The organism is Luteibacter sp. CQ10, assembly GCF_040900725.1.
Classification (GTDB): Bacteria; Pseudomonadota; Gammaproteobacteria; order Xanthomonadales; family Rhodanobacteraceae; genus Luteibacter.
Genome location: NZ_JAEUYM010000001.1, coordinates 1,810,625 through 1,831,864, shown reverse-complemented (window position 1 = coordinate 1,831,864; position 21,240 = coordinate 1,810,625). Strand labels below are relative to the sequence as shown.

Sequence of the window (21,240 nt, the reverse complement as noted above, 5' to 3'; positions counted from 1 at the left end):
CATACCGGGAGCATCATGAGCCAGCGCCGTCTTGAATTCCTTCGCCGCAAATCCATCAGCCGGAGCGTGGGGCTGGCCCTCGCCTCGTTATTGACGATGCCGATGTTCAGTGCCACCGCGTACGCGGTGTGTAATCAGGCCGGCACGGTCATTACCTGCACCGACGCCAATCTTCCCGTCACGAGCCCCACCAATGGCGTCACCGTGAACGTGCAGACGGGAGCCAGCGTGTCGCCGTTACCGGCCCTCGGCGGCACGGCGATGACGCTGACCGGCAACGGCATCACGGTCAACAACAGCGGCTCGATCGATCCAGGTCTGTTGACCATCGTTTCCGCGGGTATCGAGGCAGGCAACGCGTCGGGTGTCGCCAACACGATCAACATCAACAACCTCGTCAACGGTTCGAACCGGGGCGTGATCAAGGGGGTGGTCAACGTCGGTTCGCTGGTGGGCGTGGGAGGGCAGGCGATCGCCACGCGAAACGCCGCGGGCGGCGTCACCAACATACGCAACGACGGCGACATCGGCATGGATATCTTCGGCGTGAGCGCGCTGAAGGTTTCCGATGCGCCGGCCATCATTTCCTATGGCGGTGGCCAGACCAACCTCACCAACAGCGCGACCGGCGCGATGGAGGGGCGCGTGGCGTTCGCCGGATCGACCACCGCGGGTGCGGGCAATACGTTCCTCAATGCCGGAAGCATCAACGGAAGCGTCAACCTCGGCAATTCCGTGACCGGAAACACCTTCACGGCGGTGTCGGGATCGTCGGTGCAGAGCGATGGCTTGTCGGTCGTGCTTCCGTTTCTCAGCATCAACGTCACGCTGAGTGCCGCGGGCATCGTCGACGGCGGTGGCCTGAACGACAATCGCCTGGTGCTGCAGAATTCGGCGACGGGTCCGGGCGCGGGCACCGGCGGCGCCGTGTCCTCGATCGATGCGGCGCAGTACATCAATTTCCAGCACCTGGTCATCAATAGCGGCACGTGGAACCTACTGGGTGCCGTCGCAGGGGTCGATGCCACGATCAACGATGGCCTGGTCAATTTCAATAACGCCGGAGCGTTCGGCAGCGGCACGCTGAATGTCAACGGCGGCGCGATCGCCGCGTCGGCGGCGGGACTCTCGCTGGCGAACAACGTGTCCCTCAACGTCGGACGGCTCACGCTCGGCGGTACCAACGGCTTCGGCCTGAACGGCGTGTTGTCGGGCGCGGGCGGACTCACCGTCAACACTACGGGCGTGGTCCGGCTCGGTGCCGGGAATATCTTCAGCGGGGGAGTGGATCTCAACGCGGGTGGCCTCCTGCTCGGCAATGCCGGCGCGCTCGGCAGCGGCGCGCTGACCGTGGGGGGCAATGCGTCCCTCGATACGACCGCCGCCAACTTCAACCTCGCCAACAGTGTCGTCGTCAATGGCGGGGCGACGCTCAGCCTGCTCGGCAGCAACGCGCTGGCACTCAACGGCACGTTGTCCGGCGCAGGCAACGTCATCAAAAGTGGCGCGGGTACGTTGACGCTGGGCGGCGCGAACGGGCTGACCGGTAACCTCTCCGTCAACGGCGGTGGTCTGGCGCTGGGTGCGAACGGCAGTCTTTCCCCCACGGGAGCGATCAGCCTGTCGTCAGGCACCAGCCTGGACATTTCCGGCGCGAACGCCGACCAGACCATCGGCTCGCTGGCGGGCACCGGAGGGGCCGTCAATCTCGGTGCGAGAACGTTGACATTCGGCGGATTGAACACGAGCCCCTCATACGCCGGGACCATCGCCGGCACGGGCGGCCTCATCAAGGTCGGCACGGGCGTGCAGACACTCAGCGGCGACAACGTCGGCTTCAGCGGCGGCATCGCCTTGAACGGCGGTGGCCTGTTGCTCGGCGGCAATACGTCGGCGGGCACGGGCGCTATCAGCGTCGGCGGCAGCGGCGTCACGCTGGATGGTACGAGTTCGCTCTCGTTGGGCAACGCTCTGAATCTCGGCATGGGTGCTTCATTGAACCTGACGGGGGGACAGAACCTCACGCTCGGCGGAACGGTTTCCGGTGCGGGCAGCCTGGTCAAGAATGGCGCTTCGTCACTGACCCTCAACGGTGCCAACGCGTTCGGTGGCGGCCTCACCGTCAACGGGGGCAGCCTGCTGCTCGGTACCGACACGGCCCTGGGTACCGGAGCCCTCACCGTCGGCGACGGCATCACGGGGATCACGGCGACGATCGACGGCTCGTCGGCGGCTCCCGCCGGTGGCCTCGCGCTGAGCAACGACGTGAACCTCGCCGCGGGCTCCACGCTGAACGTGCTGGGCTCGAAGGCGCTCACGTTCGGCGGCGCCCTGTCCGGTGCCGGTGGCCTGGTCAAGAACGGCGCGTCCACGCTCACGCTCAATGGAGGCAACACGTTCACGGGCGGACTGAACGTCGCGGCGGGCACCGTCGCGCTCGGTGCGGGTGGCAGCCTCGCCACCACCGGCGCGGTGACGCTCAGCGGGGCGGGTGCCAATCTCGATATCTCCCTCGGTGGCAACCAGACCATCGGCGCGCTGTCGGGCGTGCTCGGAACGACGATCGCCCTCGGCGCCAACACGCTCACGTTCGGCGATGCCACCGGCCAGACCTATGCGGGCATCATCAGCGGCACGGGATCGCTGGTAAAGAACGGCACGGGAACGCAGACGCTCACCGGCGCGAATACGTTCAGCGGCGGCACCACCCTCAACGCCGGTGGCCTGTTGCTCGGCAACAGCGGCGCGCTCGGTACCGGCGCATTGACCGTGAACGGCGCCGCCACCCTCGACGGCACGACGGCACTCAACCTGACCAACGCCGTCAACCTCGGCGCGGCACTTACGCTTCCGGGCACCCAGGACGTGACGCTGGGCGGCGTCCTGTCCGGCACGGGCAGCCTCACCAAGAACGGCGCCTCGCTGCTCACGCTGGACGGCACGAACACGTTCAGCGGCGGACTCAACCTCAACGCCGGCGGCTTGCTGCTCGCCAACGGCAATTCACTCGGCACGGGTGCGCTCAATGTCGGTGGCGCGGCGACGCTCGACGGCAAGACGGCGCTCGACCTGGGCAACGCCGTGAACCTCGGCGGCTCCCTGAACCTGCTGGGCGGTCAGGCCATCACCCTGGGTGGCGTGGTGGCGGGCACGGGGAACCTCATCAAGAACGGCGCCTCGGTACTCACGTTGAACGGCGCCAATACGTTCAGCGGTGGACTCACCGCCAACGCGGGCGGCCTGGTGCTCGGCAACGACGGCGCTCTCGGTACCGGCGCGCTGAACGTCGGCGGCGCGGTCACGCTGGATACCAGCGTGGCGGCCAACCTCGCCAACGCGGTGAACCTCGGCGCAGGCAGCACCCTCAACCTGCTGGGCGGCCAGGACCTCACCCTCGGCGGTGCCGTAACGGGCACCGGCGGCCTTGTGAAGAACGGCGCCTCGTTGCTGGCCCTCAACGGCGCGAACAGCTTTACCGGCGGCGTGACCCTCAACCAGGGTGGCCTGCTGCTCGGCAACGGAAGCGCATTGGGTACGGGTGCGCTCAACGTCGGCGGCAACGCCACGCTCGATACGAGCGCCCCGATCAACCTCGCCAACAACGTGGGGCTGGCCGCGGGAGCGAGCCTGAGCGTCGCGGGAAGCAACGCCCTGACGTTGGGTGGCGTGGTGTCCGGCACGGGTGGACTGATCAAGAACGGCGCGGCCACGCTGACCCTCACCGGTGCAAACACCTACACCGGCGGCACGACGGTCAACCTGGGCACGCTCGCGCTCGGCGCGGGCGGCAGCCTCGCCTCGACCGGCGCGGTAAGCCTGGGCGGTGCCGGAGCCACGCTCGACATCTCCGGTGCCGCCAGCCAGACGATCGCCGCGCTATCGGGCGTCGCCGGCACGGCGATCAACCTGGGCGGCAATACGCTGACCTTCGGCGATGCGACCGACCAGACCTTCGGTGGCAGCATCGGCGGCAACGGCTCGGTGGTGAAGGTCGGCGCGGGCGTGCAGACGCTCGACGGCGCCAGTACGTTCAGCGGCGGCGTGTCGTTGAACGCCGGTGGCCTCATCGTCGGCAACGACGCGGCGCTGGGCATCGGCACGCTGACGGTCGGTGGCGCGGCCACGCTCGACGCGAACGCGGCGGTGACGATGACCAATGCCATCGTGCTCAACGCGGGCCTCACCGTGTTGGGCAGCAACGACATCACGCTCGGCGGCGCGTTGACCGGTGCGGGTGGACTGACGAAGCAAGGCGCCGCCACGCTCACCCTCAACGGCATCAACAGCTACACCGGCGGCACCGAGATCGCGGCGGGCACGCTGGCGCTCGGCGCGGGTGCAAGCCTCGCCGCCAGCGGGGTCGTGGATCTCGCCGCGGGCGCCACGCTGGATCTCTCCGCGGGCAACGGCACGCAGGTGTTCGGCACGCTGACCGGCAACGGCACGGTCAACCTGGGCGCGAACGACATCACCATCGGCGGTCCCACCGACGGCACCTTCAGCGGTGCCATCGGCGGCACCGGCGGCCTCATCAAGGAAGGCATCGGCACGGAGACGCTGACCGGTGCCAGCACCTTCACCGGCGGCACGCTGATCAACGCGGGGACGCTCGCCATCGGCGCGGGCGGCAGCCTCGCCGCGACCGGCGCGGTGACCCTCGCGGCATCGGGGACCGGGTTCGACATCTCGGCGGGCGGCGACCAGACCATCGGCGTACTGAACGGGGTCGCGGGAAGCACGGTGACGCTCGGCGGCAACACGATCACGCTGGGTGGCGTCGCGAATGGCACGTTCGACGGTGTCATGGCCGGCACCGGCGGCCTCGTGAAGAACGGCCTGGGCATCCAGACGCTGGGTGGCGCGAACGCGTTCAGCGGCGGCGTGGGTCTCAACGCCGGCGGCCTGGTTCTCGGCAACGGCAGTGCGTTGGGCACGGGCCAGCTCACCGTCGGCGGCGACGCCACGCTGGACACGAGCGCGGCGCTGAACCTCTCCAACGCCATCGACCTCGACGCGGGCATCAACCTCAACCTGCTCGGCAGCAACGCGCTGACCCTGGGTGGTCCGATCGTCGGCGCGGGCGGGTTGATCAAGAACGGTGCGGCGACGATCACGCTCACCGGCGCGAATACCTACACCGGCGGCACCACGATCAACGACGGCACGTTGGCGCTCGGCGCGGGCGGTGGCCTGTCGTCCACCGGGGCGGTGAACCTCACCGGCACGGGCACGTTCGACATCTCGGCCGGCGGTAACCAGTCCATCGGTTCGCTCGCGGGCGTGGCGGGCAGCACGGTGTCGCTCGGCAGCGGCACGCTCACGCTCGGCGGGACGGCCGACACCACGTTCGCGGGCAGCATCATCGGCAACGGCGGCCTGGTGAAGAACGGTGCGGGCGTCCAGACGCTCGACGGCGCGAGCAGCTTCAGCGGCGGCGTGACCCTCAACGCGGGCGGCCTCACGCTGGGTAACGATGCCGCGCTGGGTACCGGCTCGCTCACGGTGGGCGGCAACGCGACGCTGGACTCGAGCGGCGTGGTGACGTTGGCGAACGACATGGTGCTCAACGCCGGCCTGACGGTGCTGGGCACGAACGACATGATCTTCAACGGCGATCTCACCGGCACGGGCGGGCTCACGAAAGAAGGCGCGGCCACGCTGACCTTGAACGGCGCCAACACCTATACCGGCGGCACCCAGATCAACGCCGGCACGCTGGCCCTCGGTGCCGGCGCGAGCCTTGCCGCCACGGGCATCGTGGACGTCGTCACGGGCGCCACGTTCGACCTCTCCGCCGGTAACGGCACGCAGGTGTTCGGTACGCTGACCGGCAACGGCACGGTCAACCTCGGCGCGAACGACCTCACCGTGGGCGGACCCACGGACGGCACGTTCAGCGGCTCCATCGGCGGGTCGGGTGGCCTCGTCAAGGAAGGCACCGGCACCGAGACGCTGACCGGCACCAACACCTTCACCGGCGGCACGCTGATCAACGCGGGCATCCTCGCGATCGGCGCGGGCGGCAGCCTGTCGCCCACGGGCGCGGTGACGCTCGCGGCGGCAGGCACCGGCTTCGACATTTCCGGCGGCGGTAACCAGGCCATCGGCGTGTTGAACGGCGTGGCCGGCAGCGATGTGACGCTCGGCGGCAACACGCTCACCCTGAATGGTGTCGGCAACGGTACGTTCAACGGCACGATCGGCGGTACGGGTGGCCTGGTGAAGGAGGGCGCGGGCGTGCAACTGCTCGGTGGCGCGAATACCTTCAGTGGCGGCGTAGCGTTGAACGCGGGCGGCCTCGTGGTGGGCGACGACGCGTCGCTCGGGTCGGGCGCGTTGACGGTGGGCGGCGCGGCCACGCTCGACGCGAGCACGGCGGTGACGCTCGCCAACGACGTGGCGCTCAACGCGGGCCTCACCGTGCTCGGCAGCAACGACGTGACCCTCGGCGGCGCCATCACCGGTGCGGGCGGTCTTACCAAGAACGGCGCGGCGACGCTGACGCTGAGCGGTGCAAGCTCATACACCGGCGGCACGCTCGTCAACGACGGCACGCTGGCGATCGGTGCGGGCGGCAGCCTGTCGCCTGCCAGCGCGGTGAACCTCGCCGGTGCGGGTGCCACGCTGGACATCGCCGCGGGCGGCGACCAGACCGTCGGCTCGCTCGCGGGCGTGGCCGGAAGCAACGTCACGCTGGGTGGCAGCACGCTGACGCTGGGCGGTACGGCCGATGCGACGTTCGACGGCATCATCGACGGCGCGGGCGGCCTCGTGAAGAACGGCGCGGGCGTGCAGGTGCTCAACGGCGCGAATAGCTTCACCGGTGGCGTGACCCTCAACGCGGGCGGCCTCACGCTCGGCAACGACGCGTCGCTCGGCACGGGAAGCCTGACCGTCAACGGCGGTGCGCTGGATACGAGCGCGCCGCTGACGCTGGCGAACGACGTGACCTTGAACGCCGGGCTGACCCTTTCGGGCAACAACGCGCTCACCCTCGACGGCGAGATTGCCGGCACGGGTGGCCTGACCAAGAACGGTGCGAGTTCGCTCACCCTCAACGGCTCGAGCACCTTCAGCGGCGGTACCGCGGTCAACGGCGGATCGCTCGTCGTCGGCAGCGACACGGCGCTGGGTACGGGCGACCTCTCGATCGACGGTGCCAGCCTCGAAGCGGGCACGGCGGTCACGCTCGCCAACAACGTTATCGTTGGTGCCAACGGCGCATCCGTCACGGGCGCGCAGAACCTCACGCTCGACGGCGACCTCGCCGGCAGCGGTGGCCTGGTCAAGGAAGGCAGCGGCAGCCTGGTGCTCCATGGCCTGCTGGTCGATTTCAGCGGCAAGTTCGCCGTCAACGCGGGCACGCTTACGGCGAGCAATCCGTACCAGGGCGGCATCTCCGTCGGCGCGGGCGCCACGGCCAACCTCGACGGCAGCGGCAACGTACTGACCGTGGCCGGCCCCATCGCCGGCACGCTGAACCTCGGTGGCGACAGCAGCCTCGACGTGAGCTACGGGGACCTCCCGACCGTGACGGGCACGGTCAACGGCACCGCGCCGGGCACCACGCTGAATATCACCGGCAACGGCCAGGCGAGCCTGCCGGGCGCATCGCTCAACGGCATCACGAACCTCAACGTCGATGCGGGCACGCTGTCGGTGGATGCGGGTACCTCGGTCAGCTTCAATGGCGGTACGACGATCGGCGGCAACCTGGTGGTGAACGGCAACCTCGGCGGTCCGGTGACGGTCAATCCGGGTGGCGGCGTGGTCGGCGGCGGTACCGTCGGCGGACCCGTGACGGTCGGCGACGGCGGCACCATCGCCCCGAGCGGCATCGACGGCGCCACGGGCCCCGCCGGTGGCAGCGGTACGCCACGCACGACACTCAACACCGGTGGCCTCGTTCTCGCCGCCGGCTCCACGACGCAGATCCGCACCAACGCGGGCGGCGCGCACGACAGCATCAACGTCAACGGCCCCGCGACCGTCGGCGGCCAGCTCGTAACGCTGCCGTCGGCAGGCACGTATGCGCCGGTCACCCACTATTCGATCATCAACGCGAGTGGTGGCATCACCGGCAATTACGCCAACGTGGTGCAAAACACGCTCCCGTTCCTCGATGCCAGCGTGAGCCAGCAGGGAAACCAGGTGGTCCTGACGCTGACCCAGGCCGGCAGCGGCGTGGGCACGGGCGGCACCCCGTTCGACCAGTTCGCCGGCCTCAACGGCAACCAGCAAGGCATGGCCGCGGCGCTTCAGACCATCGCCACCTCGGGCGGCGATCCGCTGCCGACCTTGCTCGGCTACGTGCGCGGCCTGACCGGCGACCAGGTGGATCGGGCGTTCGACTCGCTCACCGGTGAAACCTATGCGTCGGCCGCCACGGCGGAGCTGCAGGGCCAGAGCCAGTACCAGGACTCGGTGTTCTATCGCCTGAAGCTGGAACGCGACACGAACGAGCAGGGCGCGGCCGTCTGGGCCGAGCCGTATACCTCGAGCAGCGACCTGTCGCGTAGCGTCGACGTGGCGCGCACCGATTACCGCATCAACGGCATCGTGATCGGCACCGATGCGCCGGTGACGCCCGACCTGCGCATCGGCGTGCACGCCAACGTGGCCAACTCGCGCACCGAGGTGGATCGTCGCGGCGACTACACCGATGTGGACCAGTACGCGGTGGGCGTGCACGCGCAGTACTTCAACGAGCACCAGTGGTGGTTCCAGGGCCTGGCCTCGTACGGCTGGCAGAACGCCGACAGTTCGCGTCGCGTCGCGGTCGGTCCGTTCGACCCGGAAGCCACGGGACGTTACGACGGCAAGACCACGAACGCGGCATTGGAAGGCGGCTATCGCTTCCCGCTCGGCCAGAGCATGCACCTGGAGCCGTTCGTCGGCGCGTACTACACGAAGGTGAAGTACGACGGCTTCACCGAGCGCGGTGCCGGCGACGCCGATCTGCGCGTGGGCCGCAGCGAGGCGCGCAGCATGCAATACGGCGTGGGTGCGCGACTGGTCGGCGACGTGGACCTGGGCGTCGAAGGCACCAAACTGCACCCGATCGTGATCGTGCGCTACCTGCACAACACCAAGGACGACACGGTGACGGTGGACAACGCCTTCGCGGGCGTGCCGACCACCGGCTTCACGGTGCAGGGTTCGCGTCCGGTGAAGAACCACTGGCAGGCCGGCGTGGGCATGAGCTTCGACATCACGCCCGCCGCGAGCACGTACGTGTACTACAACGCCGATCGCGCGTCGCATACGAAGAGCGATTCGGTGAACCTGGGGTTCCGCTGGAACTTCTGACTCGCCATGGCGTGAGTCTCACGGTGGGGGCGTACATGTCCCCAACGAATCGTCATTGTCGGCTGACGGACCTTCATCCGCGGAACGCTGGTTGCGGATGAAGGCGTGGGAGCCGGCCTGGTCGGCGGTGGCGTTCGCGATACCGACCCGGGTGGCTAACGCCTCGAGCAGGCCCGCATGCGTTCCTCGTCCCACCCATGCCACGTATCCGTCGGGTCGAATCAATACCGCCTTGGGCGAGGGAACCGCCCCTGTGTCGGGAAGCTCCCATGGGCCGCCGTAGGCGGCATCGATCGTTCGAATGCGTTCGGTCCTGGGATGAAACGACATGGTGTCCTCCCTGCCGAAGTTGAGCAGCACCGGTCGGGCATCGTGCAGCAAGGCGTAGACCCGCGTGGCCCCCTGATCGGTAACGATGTCCAGATCGGGCATGCGACGCCCGAGCAGCGGGTGGCCTTCACCGAAATCGTAGCGGATATCCAGCCCGGACATCCTCGCGCCGAATCGCCTGCGTGATTCTTCCGCGCCCAGCAACCCGGAAACGATGTCGCGCGCCGCCTCGGTGCGATCGTCGGTGCGTGACAAGGCCACTTGGGCCATCGTGTCGCGCAGCACGCGGGCGGCGACCGGGTGACGTTCGGCGTGGTAGGTGTCGAGCAGATCTTCCGGCGAGATTCCGCGGATCACCTGCGCGAGTTTCCAGCCCAGGTTGACCGCATCCTGCACGCCCATGTTGAGACCCTGGCCGCCGATGGGCGAGTGAACGTGTGCCGCGTCGCCGGCGAGCAGTACGCGTCCCGACCGATAGGCGGCGGCCTGGCGGGTCGTATCGGTGAATCGCGTGATCCAGCTGGGATCGTGGGCGCCGAAATCCGTGCCGTAAACGGCGATCAGTCCGTCGCGGAGATCCCGGAGGGTGGGTTCGCGCGTGCCGATCGCCGATTCGGTAAGCATGACGCCCACCGTGCAGCCTTTCCCGTAGACCACGTCACCATCCCGGATGTCGTATTCCACCTTGCCCAGGGCGTGGGTGCCCGAAGGTGTGCGACGAAGGCCCAGCGGGGGTTCCTCGTCCATCTCGACCTCGGCGAGGAGGGCACTCATCGTCGGCTCCCAGCCGGGGAATGCGATACCTGCGGCCTTTCGGACGGCGCTGCGTCCACCGTCGCACCCGACGAGGTAACGAGCCTTCATGTGTTCGCCGTTCGAGAGTTCGATGTCGACGTTTCGCCCGTCTTGCGTAAAGCCGACGAACTCACGCTCGCGATGGAACGTCACCGGCCATTCGTCGATCCAGCCGGCGAGGATTCGTTCGATATGCTTCTGCCACAGGCCGAGTCCATAGGGGTGCCGCGTGGGAAAGTCGCCGATGTCCAGCTTGGTCGCCGCGAATCCCGTGACCTGGACCTTTTTTCCCTCCGCCAGGAAGCGATCCGCGATGCCGCGCTGGTCGAATACCTCGATGGTGCGCGAGTGCAGGCCGCCGGCGCGCGAGCCGCCGAGATCCTGATTCGCACGCCGCTCGACGATGGCGACATCGATGCCTGCCAGCGCCAGTTCGCCCGCCAGCATCAATCCCGTCGGGCCGCCTCCGATAACGATCACTTGATGTTCGTTCATCGCAACACTCCGCCGTGGTGAAGCTGCGCATTGGATCGCGGGAGGAGGGGATGGCGGCAAGCCCCGGTCACGGTAAGATATTGGAAGTGGGGAGGAGCCCGTTTTTTCGTGACGAACCCGGATCGCTCGACATTCGACGTCTTGGTGGGCCGCTGGGAAGGGAACGCCATCGTGCATCCCAATCCCTGGGGTGGTGCCGGACCGGCCCGCACCTCATGGCATTTTCGATGGGATGCCGCCTCCCTGTTTCTCCTGTGCGATTGCCGTCAGATCCGTGCCGATGGCTCGATCTTTTCCGCCCACGGCGTACTCGGCGTCGACCCGGAGCAGGGCGATGCGCTCTGGTGGTGGTTCGACTCCTACGGTTTTCCGCCGCTCGATCCGGCACGCGGCCGGTGGGACGGGAACACGTTGCTGTTGGCGAAATCCACGGTTCGCGGAACGGGGCGAACCTCGTTCCATGCGTCAGGCGACGTGCTCGAGTGCACGATCGACGCGCGGCCTGTGGGACAGACCGACTTCGCCGCCGTGATGTCGGGATCGTTCTTAAGGGCTTGAGCGGTCGCGTTACACCGCCCAGTCGACATGCACATGTTGAGATCATTGGTGCGGTGGGTATAATACCCACCATGAAGAGTATGGACGTCATCAAGCGGCTGGAAGCCGATGGCTGGTATTTGGATCGGGTTAAGGGATCCCATCATCACTTCAAGCATCCGGTGAAATCAGGGCTGGTGACGGTCCCCCATCCCAAATCCGAAGTCCCGACAGGCACGTTGCGCAGCATCCTGAAACAAGCAGGACTTCGCTAGGAGGCAACCATGCGCTTTCCCGTAGTTCTACATACAGATGACGGCATTCATTATGGCGTGACCGTTCCCGATCTCCCTGGTTGCTTTAGCGCCGGTGACTCCATCGACGACGCCTTGAACCATGTCCATGAGGCGATCGACCTTCACCTTGAATCGTTGCTCGAGGATGAGTCGACTGACTTGCCGCTCGTCCAGGCCATCGAGGTACACCGGAAGAACCCGGATTTCGCCGATGGCATCTGGGCGGTGGTGGATTTCGATACGTCGAAGTACGAAGGCAAGGCAGAGAAGATCAACATCACCGTGCCACGCCGAACGCTTCATCGAATCGATGCCTACGCTTCAAGCCATGGCGAGACCCGCTCGGGGTTTCTCGTGAGGGCCGCTATCGAAGCACTCAATCATCATTCCGCCGCCTAGACGTCTGCCGAACGTGACGACTTGCGCCATATCCTGAAGAATGATCGACACCTTGCAGGAGTCCGCAGGGTCCGAACCATGGCTTCGCCTATACAGGGCTGGAGACCAGCCTTGTAGCCGGGGGGATTCGGCGGGCGAGCGGGTGCCGTATGATGGTGGTCAGCCACGATCAACTCCTGGACAGTTGGCTTTGGTGAGCGGCTCGGGGGTGGTCGAAACACCTACGGCCCGCGCTTTTTCACCGCATCGAGCGATGGTTGCCCGCGACGCGTACATGGCAAGAGCGCGGGCAACGCGACTGCCCTAGCAAAACAACGTCGAGTTGTCTGTCATCCTGCGCGGCGCGCGGGACGTGTTTCGGGATGCTCAATCGAGGGGACTACATGAAGGTCTACGTCACGTCTGCGTGGTTCGCGGTTTGCCTTTCCCTATGCGCCGCCTTTGTTCCCGCACACGCCCGCGGCGGGAGTGTCGCTTCGACATCATCGAACGAAGCGAAAGCCTCGATGGAAACCATGCAGATCCCCAGCCACGGATCGCCGATGAATGCGTTGGTGTACGTGGCCGCGGGCGCGGGACCGCATCCGGTGGTCGTGCTGCTGCACGGTTTCCCGGGCAACGAACGAAACCTCGATCTCGCACAGGACATGCGCCGGGCGGGATGGGACGTTCTCTACTTCAATTACCGTGGTGCATGGGGCACACCGGGGGATTTCTCCTTCTCGCACGCCATCGAGGACGTAGCGGCGGCGCTGGCCTATCTGCGCGAGCCGGAGAATGCCAAACGCCTGCGCCTGGACCCGTCGAGGATCGTGCTAGTCGGTCACAGCATGGGCGGGATGTTGGCCGTGCAGGCCGCGGCCGCCGACCCCGCCATCCAGGGCGTGGCCCTCATCTCGGCCGCCGACATGGCGGGGCGGGCAGGGCAGTTGCAGGAACGGGATTCCCGGGCGAACGCGATCAGTAAGACCGCGTCGGCGTTGGCCGCCGAAGGCATGGCACCGCTCAGCGGATGCACGCCCGTTAGCCTGGCGACGGAGCTGTCGGATCATGCGGTGGACTGGGCGTTCCCTTCGAAGGCCGGTGCGGTGAAGGACCGGCCGGTACTCGTCATTACCTCGGACGATGGGCTGGCCCCTTCCAACGACGCCTTCGTCACCGCGCTTCGAAAGATGGGCGACACGAAGGTCTCGACGCTTCACCTGCCCACCGATCATGCGTACTCGGACAAGCGGACGGAACTCTCGCAAGCCCTGCTGAAATGGCTGGCGACGGCGCCTCGGTAGAAAACAAAAGGCCAGGGCGCGATGCCCTGGCCTTTCGTCACTGGATAGTTGGTGGAGCGGAGGAGGATCGAACTCCCGACCTTCGCATTGCGAACGCGACGCTCTCCCAGCTGAGCTACCGCCCCACGAGCCGTGCATCTTATCAGCGATGCACGGCTCTGCCAACAGGGGCTCAGGGACGGCTGGAAAGGCTTCCTGACGCCCTGGCAAGCCGCTGCTCCATCCAGTCGTAAAGCACCGGCAGCAGCACCAGGGTGAGCAGGGTGGAGGTGATGAGGCCGCCCACCACCACGGTCGCCAGCGGCCGCTGGGTCTCGGCGCCCACGCCCGAGGACAGCAGCATGGGTACCAGCCCCAGGATGGCGACGCTGGCGGTCATCAGCACGGGCCGCAGGCGCAGGGCGGTGCCTCTTACCACCGATTCGCGGATGCTCAGTCCGGCCTGCCGTTGCTCGTTGAGGAAGCTCACCAGCACGATGCCATTGAGCATCGCCACGCCGAACACCGCGATGAAGCCGATGGCTGACGGCACCGATAGGTACTGCCCGGTGATGAACAGGCCCACGATGCCGCCGATGGTCGCGAAGGGCACGTTGGCGAGGATGAGCATCGCGTGGCGTAGCGAGTTGAACGCGGTGTAGAGCAGCACGAAGATGAGGAAGATCGTCGCCGGCACGATGACGGCCAGGCGCTTCAGGGCGCGTTGCTGGTTCTCGAAGGCGCCGCCCCATTCGGTGTAGTAGCCCGTCGGTAATTTCACCGACCGGGCGATGGCCGCGTTGGCGTCCTGCACGAAGCCGTCGATGTCGCGGCCGCGTACGTCCATCTGGATCACCGCGTAGCGCTGGAGCTGTTCGCGGCGGATGAACGAGTAGCCCTCGGCCGTGCTCACGGTCGCCACCTGGTCGAGCCGCACCAGCGCACCCGACGGCGTGCGCATGGGAATGCGTTCGATATCCTGGATCGTGGCCTTGCTCGCGTCGTCCAGGCGCAGGGTCATGTCGAATCGCCTCACGCCGTCGAGCAACGTGCCGACGGGCTCGCCGCCGATGCCGTTGCGCACCACGGTGAGGATGTCTTCGGCGTTCAGGCCGTAGCGGGCGAGCGCGTCGCGATCCACGTCGATGCGGACCTGCGGCTTGCCGAGGTTGGCCTCCAGGGCGAGATCGGCCACGCCCGGCACGCTGGCCAGTACGTCCTTGATCTTCGCGCTGGTGCGGTCGAGCTCGCCCAGGTCATTGCCGTAGAGCTTCAGCGCGAGCGTGGCGCGCACGCCGGAGATCAGTTCCTCGATGCGCATCTGGATGGGCTGGGTGTAGCTCACCACCGCCGTGGGCAGGAGGTCGGTCAGCTCCGCCTGCATGGCGGCTTCGATGCCTTCGAGCGTCTGCCCCTTGCGCCATTGCGCTTTCGGCTTGAGTGGCGTGTAGACCTCCATGTAGTTGACGTCGGCGGTTTCGCCCTTTTCCGCGCGGCCGATCATCGCCAGCGTGGTGTCCACTTCGGGAAAGCGTGCCTTGATCCGCTCGGCCACCCGGTGGGAAATCGCGATGGATTCATCCAGCGACGCCGAAGGAATGGACGTGATGCGCCACATGATCGCGCCCTCGCGCAGGTTGGGCATGAACTCCTTGCCGAGGAAGGGAAACAGGGCGAGGGCGCCCAGCAAGGCAACGGCGGCGATGCCGATCACCACGTTGCGATGGCCTAGCGACCACGCCAAGACCCTTCCGTAGGCGCGCTTGAGACAGGCGACGAGACGGGTGTCCTTTTCCTCCTTGGGCTCGAGGATCAAGGCGGCGAGCACGGGAATCAGGGTGAGCGAGAGCAGCAGCGACCCCGCCATCGCGAAGCTGATGTTGAACGCCATCGGCTTGAACATCTTGCCTTCGAGACCCTGCAGGCCGAACAGCGGCAGGAAGACCACGATGATGATGAGGATCGCGAAGGCGACGGGGCTCGCCACTTCACGCGCGGCCTGGAGTACGGCGGCGGTCTTGTCGACGGGTTCGCCGCGTGCCTTCGCCTCCGCCATGATGCGGAAGGCGTTTTCCACCATCACCACGGCGCCGTCCACCATCATGCCGATGCCGATGGCGAGTCCGGCCAGGGACATCAGGTTGGCCGAGAGGCCCGCCCGTTCCATGCAGATGAAGGCGATCAGCATCGCCAGCGGCAATGTCACCACCACGATCAACGCGCTGCGCAGTTCGCCGAGGAAGAGGAACAGGATCACCGCGACGAGGATGGATCCCTCCACCAGCGCGCGCACGGCGGTACCGACGGCGGCATCGACGAGGTCGGTGCGCTCGTAGACGGGTTTGACGACGGCGCCTTCGGGCAAGGCCTGCTTCACCCTGTCGAGCCTTGCCGTGACCGCATCGACCACGCTCTTGGCGTTTTCCCCGATGCGGGCAAGGGCCTGGCCCATCACCACTTCCTTGCCGTCGCGGGTGACGGCCCCCGTGCGCGGCGCACCGGCTTCGGTCACGCTGGCGACGTCGCGCACGTAGACCGGCGTGCCGTCTTCGCTCTTGAGCACGATGTTGCCGATGTCCTTCGCGTCCTTCACCAGGCCGAGCCCGCGCACCAGGTATTGTTCGCGACCCACGTCGATGACGTTGCCGCCGACCTGCGCGTTGTTCGCCTCCAGCGCCTGGATCACGTCCTTGAAGCCGAGTTCGTGCGCGATAAGGCGCATGGGGTCGATGCGCACCTGGTATTGCTTCTGCTGCCCGCCCCACGACGTGACGTCGTCCACGCCCGGCGCGGTGCGCAGGATCAGGCGCACCGTCCAGTCCTGGAGCGTGCGCAGGTCCATGTCGGAAGGCGCGTTCTTCAGGGTGTCGTCGGCGCGCTCTACCGTATACCAGAACACCTGGCCGAGGCCGGAGGTGTTGGGCCCCATCTCGGGCTTGCCGTAGCCCGCGGGCAGGCGGTCGCCCACCTGCTGCAGGCGCTCGTTCACCTGTTGCCGCGCGAAGTAGATGTCCATGTCGTCGTCGAAGTACACCGACACGTAGGACAGGCCGAAAAGGCTCACCGAGCGGATGTCCTGCACCTTCGGCAGGCCGGCCAGGGCGGATTCGACCGGCGTGGTGAGCAAGGGTTCGACGTCTTCCGCGGCGAGGCCGGACGCCTCGGTGTAGACGTTGACCTGTACCGGGGTCACGTCGGGAAACGCGTCGATCGGCAGGCTTCTCACCGCCCGGTAACCCAGCGCGCCGATCACCGCGAAGGCGATGAGTACCAGCACCTTGTACTTCAAGGACAGTTCGACGAGGCGTCCCAGCATCATTCGTCTCCCAGCCGGGAACGCAGGACGCGCGCCTTCAGGGCGAACGCGCCCTTGCTCACGTAAGGCGTGCCGGCGGAGAGCCCTCGCTTGATCTCGGTCCAGCCGTCGCGGGTGTCGCCGACGTCGACGGTGGTCGCTTCGAACTGGCCGGGCCGCTTGCCGCGGGTGAACACGCTGGGCTGGTTCTGCAACAGCACGACGGATTCCGCGGGCACGGCCAGGCGCTCGGTCGTGGACGGCATGGCGATGCGGCATTCCACCAGTTCGCCGGGGTGGAGCAGGTCGTTCTCGTTCGGCACCTGGATGCGCACGGCGACGGTGCGCGTCTTCTCGTCGGTCTGGTGGGAACGCTGGATCACGCGGCCTTTCCGCTCGGCGCCGTGTGCGAGAACGGTCACGGAGGCACCGGGGCGAACCTGTTCGGCCATGTCCGGCGCTAGCCGCGCCTCGACCCAGACGGAAGATTCCGCCACCAGTGTGAACAGGACGCGGCCCGGTTCGATGCGTTCGCCCACCACGAAGTCGTCGGTGGTAATGCGTCCGGCTTGCGTCGCGAGCAGCTCGAAACTGCCGTCGGCGGCGGCGGAACCGCGTTTGACGAGGTGGGTGATCTGGCCGTCGGAGAGACCGTACGCTTTCAGGCGGGCCTTGGCCTGGTCACGCTGGACCAGCGCCTCGTTGTAGCGTCGCGCGGACACGGCTTGGGGACCGAGCGAGGCCACCCGGTTCCAGTCCTGGCTGGCGACGATGAGCTGTCCCTGGGTGTCGGCGACCTCGACGCTGGAAAGCACCACCAACGGCTGGCCGGCTTTCACCACGTCACCGAGTTTCGCCTTGCGCGCGACGACCTGCGACGCCACGCGCGGCGAGACCAGCGCGGTGGAATAGGCATCCACCTTTACCTCGCCTGGCGCGCGTACCTGATCGGTCAACGTGCGCAGGCTTGCCGTGCTGACGGTGATGCCGGCGGCCTTGATCGCGGCGGCATCGAGGAGGAGGGGATCGGCGTCCTGCGCGAAGGCGACCGGTGCGCGGGCAAGGGCCACGGAAAAGGCGACGACGGTAAAACGAAGGAAGATGCGCGTCATGGAGAGGAATCCTTGGGGGAGCCGTCGACCCATTCGGTCAGGCGGCCGGCGGCGGCGAGGTAGTCGAACCACGCCTGCCAGGTCTGGTTTTCGAGGGCGATGCCGGAGAGGGCGGTGTCGAGGCTCTGCTTCAACTGCACGAGGTAATCGGAGGTGCTGATTTCCCCGGCCTGCCATAGGCGGTCGAGCAGCCGCGCCCGTTCGTCGAACGCGCTCGCGCGGCCACGGCGAAACCCTTCGCTGGCCGTGCGCATCGCGTCGTAGGTGGCCCGGGCCTGCTTGAGACGGGCCTCCGAGCGCAGCATCGCCGCGCGGTGCGAGGCGAATGCCGCATCCGCTTCCGCGCGAGCGGCGCTTACCGCGTAACGACCGCTGTCGAGCAGGGGCAGCGGAATCGACACGTTGACGCCGATCACGCGATCCGTACGGGGACCGCTGCGAACGCTGCCGCCGGTCAGGCTGACGGTGGGGTCCGGACGGCGGGCGCGATCGGCGACGACGACGGCGGCTTCCGCTCGTGCTTGGTCCGCCCCTGCGCGAATCAGCTCGGGGCGTTCATCGACCGGTACCGCCGACACCGACGCCGTCTCCGGTGGAAGGTCACGAGGCAGGGCCGGGAGATCGCCTCCCGGGTCGCCGCCAAGCGCGGCGAGCGTGGCGAGCGTCTCGGCCCGCTGGGCATCGAGTGACGCTTGCTGCATTTGGGCTTCGCCCAGCGCCAGTCCGGCCAGGTCGCGCTCGGGGCTGCTGATGTCGCCCACCTTCAGCCGTTGCGCGGCGAGGGCGTCGAAACGGCGCATGAGTTCCAGGCGACGACGGCCGAGTTCGCTTTGCTCACGCGCCAGGGTGGCCCCGGACCAGGCTTTCAACCAGTCCAGGGCGGCGTCGCGACGCGCGAGGACGTACGTCGCCTGCTGGAGGCGTACGTTCGCATCGCCTTCGCCGACGCGAGCCCTGCGCTTGCCGAAGAGGTCCAGCGTGAGGCTGGCACCCGCGGTGCGCCGGTCGACGTCGGCGTTTTCTCCTTCGAGCTGGATCGATGGGTTGTAGACCGGCCGGGCGGCGCCGCGCGTGCGCTCCCGCGCGGCACGAAGCGTGGCCTCGGCGGCCTGCACCTGGGGATTCGTATCCCACAGTTCGCGGATGGCTCGGCGCACAGCCGGAGGGGAAAGGGGAAGCGCGGTGGTTTCCGCCGCGCCGGCGCCGGTCATGGCGGAGGCGGCAAGCAACACGCACAAGGCGCCGCGTGGCGCTGCACGTCGAAAAAACATGGGGACTATCTCCTGAGGCACGAATGATTCGCGCCGCCGCGAATGCGGCAGCGCGTCTATCGGGCACTCAGGCGATGGGTGGGCGTAACAGGGAACCGACCGTGCGCAACGAGGGTGTGACCGGCGGATGGATGTCCACGGGCATCGGGCGAACCGTCAGTGCGAGGTGGAAGGCGACGGCCGGCAACGTCATGGCGTGGGCACAGGCGCAATGACAACCGCCGGATTCGCCGAGCAGGCAGTCGTCACCCTGATCGTCGATCGTCTGTGCCTGCATCGTGATCTCGCTCGCGGCGACCGCGGCGGGATCGACGACGCGCGGGCCGTCCAGCATGCATGCCGTGGCCGTCATGATCTTGATGAGGATCGCCGCGAACACGAGCATCCACGCTCCCTTGTGGGAGCGCAGGCATCGGAACAGGTTGGCCGGACGGGAAGGCATGGCGGGCGAGGATAGGTGCGGCGAGCGGTGTTAGACAATCACGCGGGCAGCGAGACGATGTCGGTGCGGTGCGTCATTCCCACGAGAAAACCTCCCCGATGGGCTTTCCGAAGACCTCGGCGATACGGAAAGCACACTCCAGGCTCGGCGAATACTTGCCCGCCTCCACGGCGGCGATGGTCTGGCGCGTGACGCCCACCCGTCGACCGAGATCGGCCTGGGTCATTTCGCCCGCCATGAAGCGCAGCGTGCGGATGGTGTTGGTGATGCGCCGCTCAGACACGCAGGCCCCGTCGGTAACCGACGAGGATGAGGCCATCCTGCGGGCATCCCCATACGACCGTAAGACGCTCTCTCGGCAACATCGACAACCGCTCCTTGCAGGGGGTGACTGCAATGTATGCCTGGCTTGACCTCGCGTCAAATATTCTTGACATAAGGTTGGGCTGGATTGACTCGCGCTCGTTCAGCCTGGCAGCAGCGAGGACAGCCGTTCGTGCAGCACGTCGCGGCGCCACCCCTCGAGGGCCTCGGGCCAGGCGCCCCCGCTCATCACGAATTCCTCCAGCGAACGGCGTGAGCACAGCAGGCCGGCGGGGAGGTCGAGTTGGGTCGCGATCTCGTCCACCGCCGTGCGCATGTCGTTGATGGCTCGCTTGGCATCGCCGAAGGGATGGCCGACCACCGGCGCCGTGGCCTCGATGTCTTCCGGCTCGACGGGGCGCTGCAAGACGTCGAACAGTTCGCTGCGCTGTTGCGAGCGCAGGGCGCGCGTGCCGCGCGTACGCTCTTCCAGCGCACCGAGGGAAGTGGCGGGCTTGTCGACGAGGTCGAGGGCGTGGGCATCTTCGAGCAACCACGAGCGCGGCTTGTCGAGCGTGCGCGCGGTGGCGTCGCGCCAGCGCAGCACGCGGCGGAGCAGGGCTTGGCGCTCGGGGCTCCACTCGGCCGCGGGCTTGAAGCCGCGTTGCGGTTGCGGATCGCCGTCGCGCTGGCTGGCGCGGCGTTTCATGCGGGCGCAGTCTTCCGCGTGCCATGCGGTGCGATCGCGCTGGGCCAGGCGCTCGGCGAGGATCGCGTGCACGGGATGCAGGTGCACCACGTCGAGGGCCGCGTAGCGCTTCTGCGATTCGGTGAGCGGGCGTTGCAGCCAGTCACTGCGCGTTTCGCCCTTGTCGAGCTCGTCGCCCACCAGTTCGGCCACCAGGGCCCGGTAGCTGATGCCCAGGCCCATGCCGACGTAGGCCGCCGCGATCTGCGTGTCGAACAACGTGTGCGGGCCTTCGGGCAGGTGAGGCGACAAGGCTTCGAGGTCTTCGCCGGCGCTGTGCATCACGGTGACGACCGGCTGCGCGGTGAACGTGCGCGCCAGCGTGTCGCCGAACGGAACGGCGAGCGGATCGATCAGCGCGTACTGTCCGTCGTAGGCGAGCTGGAGCAGGGCCAGTTGCGGATAGAACGTGTTCCGCCGCATGAATTCGGTGTCGAGTCCGACAACGGCGCCCGGGCCGATCGGCGCGAGCCATTCCACGAGGGCATCGTGGCGGTCGATCCAGGGAGCGTTGGGAGCGAGATCGCTCGGTGGCATGCATGGGTCCTTGTGGGATCGGGGACACGCGTCTGCGTGTTGCCCTGCAGCGCGCGATTCCCTAAGGTGGCAACGCACGATAGCAGGCCCACGCGGAACAGCACAC

At 67.4% G+C, this 21,240-nt stretch carries 12 protein-coding genes and 1 tRNA gene; 5 read left to right on the top strand and 8 right to left on the bottom strand.

Annotation, left to right across the window (positions count from 1 at the left end):
• Positions 1-15 precede the first annotated feature (15 nt).
• A complete protein-coding gene (locus JNG39_RS08100) occupies positions 16-9,309 on the top strand; it encodes an autotransporter-associated beta strand repeat-containing protein (protein WP_368310637.1) in 9,294 nt (3,097 codons plus the stop codon).
• Positions 9,310-9,327: 18 nt separating this feature from the next.
• Here JNG39_RS08100 and JNG39_RS08095 read toward each other — a convergent pair whose 3' ends face one another.
• Positions 9,328-10,929, bottom strand: coding sequence for an FAD-dependent monooxygenase (locus tag JNG39_RS08095; RefSeq protein ID WP_368310636.1), 1,602 nt, complete (start codon positions 10,927-10,929; stop codon positions 9,328-9,330).
• A gap of 108 nt (positions 10,930-11,037) precedes the next feature.
• Here JNG39_RS08095 and JNG39_RS08090 point away from each other — a divergent pair, with 108 nt between their 5' ends.
• From JNG39_RS08090 to JNG39_RS08075, 4 genes are all read left to right on the top strand, one after another.
• The gene (locus JNG39_RS08090; protein WP_368310635.1) at positions 11,038-11,487 is read left to right on the top strand and encodes a hypothetical protein; all 450 of its coding nucleotides are present in this window, start codon (positions 11,038-11,040) and stop codon (positions 11,485-11,487) included.
• Between the two features lie 80 nt (positions 11,488-11,567).
• Positions 11,568-11,741: a type II toxin-antitoxin system HicA family toxin gene (locus JNG39_RS08085; RefSeq protein WP_368310634.1), complete on the top strand. Its 174-nt coding sequence runs from the start codon at positions 11,568-11,570 to the stop codon at positions 11,739-11,741.
• A 9-nt stretch (positions 11,742-11,750) separates the two neighbouring features.
• Entirely contained in the window at positions 11,751-12,161 is a 411-nt protein-coding gene (locus tag JNG39_RS08080) for a type II toxin-antitoxin system HicB family antitoxin (RefSeq protein ID WP_368310633.1), read from the top strand.
• Positions 12,162-12,703: 542 nt separating this feature from the next.
• On the top strand, positions 12,704-13,447 hold the full coding sequence (locus JNG39_RS08075; protein ID WP_368310632.1) for an alpha/beta hydrolase family protein: 744 nt from the start codon (positions 12,704-12,706) through the stop codon (positions 13,445-13,447).
• A gap of 49 nt (positions 13,448-13,496) precedes the next feature.
• Here JNG39_RS08075 and JNG39_RS08070 read toward each other — a convergent pair.
• The 7 genes from JNG39_RS08070 to rnd all read right to left on the bottom strand — a co-directional run bounded on the left by JNG39_RS08070 (position 13,497) and on the right by rnd (position 21,134).
• Positions 13,497-13,572 (bottom strand) — tRNA-Ala (locus JNG39_RS08070).
• 47 nt (positions 13,573-13,619) lie between these two features.
• The gene (locus JNG39_RS08065) at positions 13,620-16,742 is read right to left on the bottom strand and encodes an efflux RND transporter permease subunit (RefSeq protein ID WP_368310631.1); all 3,123 of its coding nucleotides are present in this window, start codon (positions 16,740-16,742) and stop codon (positions 13,620-13,622) included.
• The gene (locus JNG39_RS08060) at positions 16,742-17,833 is read right to left on the bottom strand and encodes an efflux RND transporter periplasmic adaptor subunit (RefSeq protein ID WP_368310630.1); all 1,092 of its coding nucleotides are present in this window, start codon (positions 17,831-17,833) and stop codon (positions 16,742-16,744) included. The genes JNG39_RS08065 and JNG39_RS08060 overlap by 1 nt, the downstream gene beginning before the upstream one ends.
• Positions 17,830-19,104, bottom strand: coding sequence for a TolC family protein (locus JNG39_RS08055; RefSeq protein WP_368310629.1), 1,275 nt, complete (start codon positions 19,102-19,104; stop codon positions 17,830-17,832). The genes JNG39_RS08060 and JNG39_RS08055 overlap by 4 nt, the downstream gene beginning before the upstream one ends.
• Positions 19,105-19,171: 67 nt before the next feature.
• Positions 19,172-19,489: a hypothetical protein gene (locus JNG39_RS08050; RefSeq protein WP_368310628.1), complete on the bottom strand. Its 318-nt coding sequence runs from the start codon at positions 19,487-19,489 to the stop codon at positions 19,172-19,174.
• 130 nt (positions 19,490-19,619) lie between these two features.
• Entirely contained in the window at positions 19,620-19,814 is a 195-nt protein-coding gene (locus JNG39_RS08045) for a helix-turn-helix transcriptional regulator (RefSeq protein WP_205118101.1), read from the bottom strand.
• 198 nt (positions 19,815-20,012) lie between these two features.
• Positions 20,013-21,134, bottom strand: a complete 1,122-nt coding sequence (gene rnd, locus JNG39_RS08040) for a ribonuclease D (RefSeq protein WP_368310627.1) — start codon at positions 21,132-21,134, stop codon at positions 20,013-20,015.
• Between the last annotated feature and the right edge of the window lie 106 nt (positions 21,135-21,240).

Excerpts from the sequence above, each read along its gene's own strand:
- JNG39_RS08100 (WP_368310637.1), top strand. The coding sequence starts at position 16 with ATGAGCCAGCGCCGTCTTGAATTCCTTCGCCGCAAATCCATCAGCCGG.
- JNG39_RS08095 (WP_368310636.1), bottom strand. The coding sequence starts at position 10,929 with ATGAACGAACATCAAGTGATCGTTATCGGAGGCGGCCCGACGGGATTG.
- JNG39_RS08085 (WP_368310634.1), top strand. The coding sequence starts at position 11,568 with ATGGACGTCATCAAGCGGCTGGAAGCCGATGGCTGGTATTTGGATCGG.
- JNG39_RS08080 (WP_368310633.1), top strand. The coding sequence starts at position 11,751 with ATGCGCTTTCCCGTAGTTCTACATACAGATGACGGCATTCATTATGGC.
- JNG39_RS08075 (WP_368310632.1), top strand. The coding sequence starts at position 12,704 with ATGAATGCGTTGGTGTACGTGGCCGCGGGCGCGGGACCGCATCCGGTG.
- JNG39_RS08065 (WP_368310631.1), bottom strand. The coding sequence starts at position 16,742 with ATGCTGGGACGCCTCGTCGAACTGTCCTTGAAGTACAAGGTGCTGGTA.
- JNG39_RS08060 (WP_368310630.1), bottom strand. The coding sequence starts at position 17,833 with ATGACGCGCATCTTCCTTCGTTTTACCGTCGTCGCCTTTTCCGTGGCC.
- JNG39_RS08055 (WP_368310629.1), bottom strand. The coding sequence starts at position 19,104 with ATGTTTTTTCGACGTGCAGCGCCACGCGGCGCCTTGTGCGTGTTGCTT.
- JNG39_RS08050 (WP_368310628.1), bottom strand. The coding sequence starts at position 19,489 with ATGCTCGTGTTCGCGGCGATCCTCATCAAGATCATGACGGCCACGGCA.
- rnd (WP_368310627.1), bottom strand. The coding sequence starts at position 21,134 with ATGCCACCGAGCGATCTCGCTCCCAACGCTCCCTGGATCGACCGCCAC.